This window comes from Intrasporangium sp., assembly GCF_035280925.1.
In the GTDB taxonomy this organism is placed as follows: domain Bacteria; phylum Actinomycetota; class Actinomycetes; order Actinomycetales; family Dermatophilaceae; genus Intrasporangium.
Map to the genome: position 1 here is coordinate 1 of NZ_DATEEY010000100.1, position 2,389 is coordinate 2,389.

A 2,389-nucleotide genomic window follows, 5' to 3' on the forward strand; every position below is an offset into this window, starting at 1 on the left:
GAGCTGTCCGTCAGCGGCGGCTGAGGCCCGGCCATCCCCTGACATCCCCTGACATCCCCTGACCGATCGAGTGAACAGCTTCTGCCCCAAAAGCTGTTCACTCGATCAGGGGCGGCGCTGCTGTCGGCGCCGGGTGGCAGGATCGACGGCATGCGACATGGCGGAACCGAGGAGCGGCCGGCGGTCTTCTTCGACGACGCCGACGACTTCAGGGCCTGGCTCGAGGCGAACCATGACACCGCCAGCGAGCTCTGGATGGGCCTCAACAAGCGGCACGTCGAGCCGCGCGGCCTGCGATGGGAGGAGGCGGTGCGCGAGGCCCTGTGCTTCGGCTGGATCGACTCGCTGTCCCAGGGCATCGACGAGGACACCAGGCGGCAACGATGGACCCCGCGCAAGCCCACGAGCAACTGGAGCGCGATCAACATCAATTCGGTGGAGGAGCTGACTGCGGCGGGACGCATGCACCCCGCTGGACTCGAGGCCTTCTCCCGGCGGCGCGACGACCGTTCCGGCATCTACTCCTACGAGAAGGAGGCGGGAGTGTTCCCGCCGGTCTACGAGGCACAGCTGCGCTCGGACCCGGTCGCCTCCGCCTTCTGGGACGGGGCGACCGCGTCCTACCGCAGGACCGCCGTCAGCTGGGTGCTCACGGCCAAGCAGGAAGCGACACGCGACCGTCGCATGGCCGAGCTCGTCGATGACTGTGCCAACTGTCGACTCATCAAGCCGCAGCGCTACGGGACCGAGCCGACGTGGGTGGCCAGGCTCCGCTCGGAACTGAGCTGAGCGGCATACGGCATGCGGGTGGTTCTATCGCTTGTTTCGCGGCGGAACGATCTCCGTGTGCGCGTCCTTCTGGGTCTTGGCGTGCTTGTCGGCGCGCTTCTCCTTGAGCGACTTCGCCTTCTGGGTCATGTGCGATCGGGGGGACTTGTCAGCCATGCCCTGCTCCTCAGGTCGGAGGCCGAGCGGCCTCAAAGCCAGTATGCCCCGGTGCATGCAACCTTTGCGGGTGTTGGCGGCGTACGAGGGATGACAGCGGCGGCGGGATGACGGGGGAGACATGCGGACCAGGGGGGACAGCCGGCGGGACGACGAGTTCACGGCCTTCGTCAGGGGGCACTCGGACCGGTTGCACCGCTACGGGTATGTGCTGACGGGCAGCGCCGCGGAGGCCGAGGAGCTGGTGCAGGAGACGCTCGTCAAGGTGTACCTCGCCTGGGAGCGGATCTGTCAGGAGGGGTCGCCGCTGGGATACACCCGAGCGGCGATGGCTCGCACCCACGTCTCGCGGTGGCGGTCGTGGCGCCGCCGGACCGCACTGGAGGACCGGGTCGTCCTCGACCGCAGTTCCGCCACGACGTCCTGGGAGACGGAGGCCACCGAGCGCGACGCCATGTGGCGCGCGCTGGCCACCCTGCCGCCACGGCAACGGGCCGTGGTGGTGCTGCGCTACTACGAGGACCTGACCGAACGAGACAGCGCCGAGGCGCTCGGATGCGCCATCGGCACCGTCAAGAGCCAGCTGTCCCGTGCCCTGTCCACGCTCCGCGGCCAAGGCGCCGGCGCCCACCTGCTCGTCTCGGAGGAGGCACGATGAACGACTCGAACACTCGGATTCTCGAGGAGACGCTGCACGAGCGCGCTGGGTCCCTGCCGCTACCGGTGCCTGCCGGGGTCGAGCTCATCGACCGCGCAGGACGTCAGCGCCGTCGACGTGCGGCGTTGGGCACGGTCGGGGGCGTCGCGGCGACGGCGGCTGCCGCGCTCATCGCGGTGCTCGCCATGCCGTCCACCGCGCCGGACCGTCCCGGTGGACCCGCCTCCTCGCAGGGCGGCCCGAGCCCGTCGGTGTCGGAGTCACGGGTCGGACAGCAGCCGCTCAGCATCGACGACGTCGCTCGAGTCAACGCCGTCCACGCCTGGGCGACTGCGTTGCCGCCCGGGCCGGCCGTCCAGCGCGACCGCGGCTACGACGCCTGGCGAGAGGACGGGCACATCGTTCTCCAGATTGGCGATCGCCACGTCGTGCTGGGTGATGACGTGCAGCTGCTGTCCCGCCCGACCAAGGTCGCCGACGGGTGGCTCTTCGCCGCCCACGATGGCACGTCGCTGCCGGCCACGCGCGTCCTGCACGTGCGCACCGACCTCGAGATGACAGTCGTCGCTGAGGGAGAGGACGTCCGGCAGGTCGTGGCCGCTCCGGGAGGACGGGGCTTCGCGGTCGTCACTGGCGGCGCGAGTCCCGACGAGGTCGGCCAAGGGGCGGTGACCTTCTTTTCCCGGGACGGCCGTCAGGAGAGGCGTGTCGAGCTGCCTGGCTGGCAGGAGCCGCTGATCGCGACGTGGGACGGCGACGTCGTCACCTTCCCGGCCCCGGGCGGCC

General features: G+C 70.2%; 4 protein-coding genes. 3 read left to right on the forward strand and 1 reads right to left on the reverse strand.

The annotated features are described in order from the left end of the window. Positions 1–150 precede the first annotated feature (150 nt). On the forward strand, positions 151–789 hold the full coding sequence (locus tag VJN29_RS09725; protein ID WP_324143426.1) for a YdeI/OmpD-associated family protein: 639 nt from the start codon (positions 151–153) through the stop codon (positions 787–789). 24 nt (positions 790–813) lie between these two features. On the opposite strand, the gene VJN29_RS09730 is transcribed toward VJN29_RS09725, so the two are convergent. Beyond that, on the reverse strand, positions 814–945 hold the full coding sequence (locus tag VJN29_RS09730; protein ID WP_324143427.1) for a hypothetical protein: 132 nt from the start codon (positions 943–945) through the stop codon (positions 814–816). Positions 946–1,066: 121 nt separating this feature from the next. Here VJN29_RS09730 and VJN29_RS09735 point away from each other — a divergent pair, with 121 nt between their 5' ends. After that, on the forward strand, positions 1,067–1,603 hold the full coding sequence (locus VJN29_RS09735; protein ID WP_324143428.1) for a SigE family RNA polymerase sigma factor: 537 nt from the start codon (positions 1,067–1,069) through the stop codon (positions 1,601–1,603). After that, a partial coding sequence (locus VJN29_RS09740) for a hypothetical protein (RefSeq protein WP_324143429.1) occupies positions 1,600–2,389 on the forward strand: 790 nt, incomplete at its 3' end. The genes VJN29_RS09735 and VJN29_RS09740, both read left to right, overlap by 4 nt.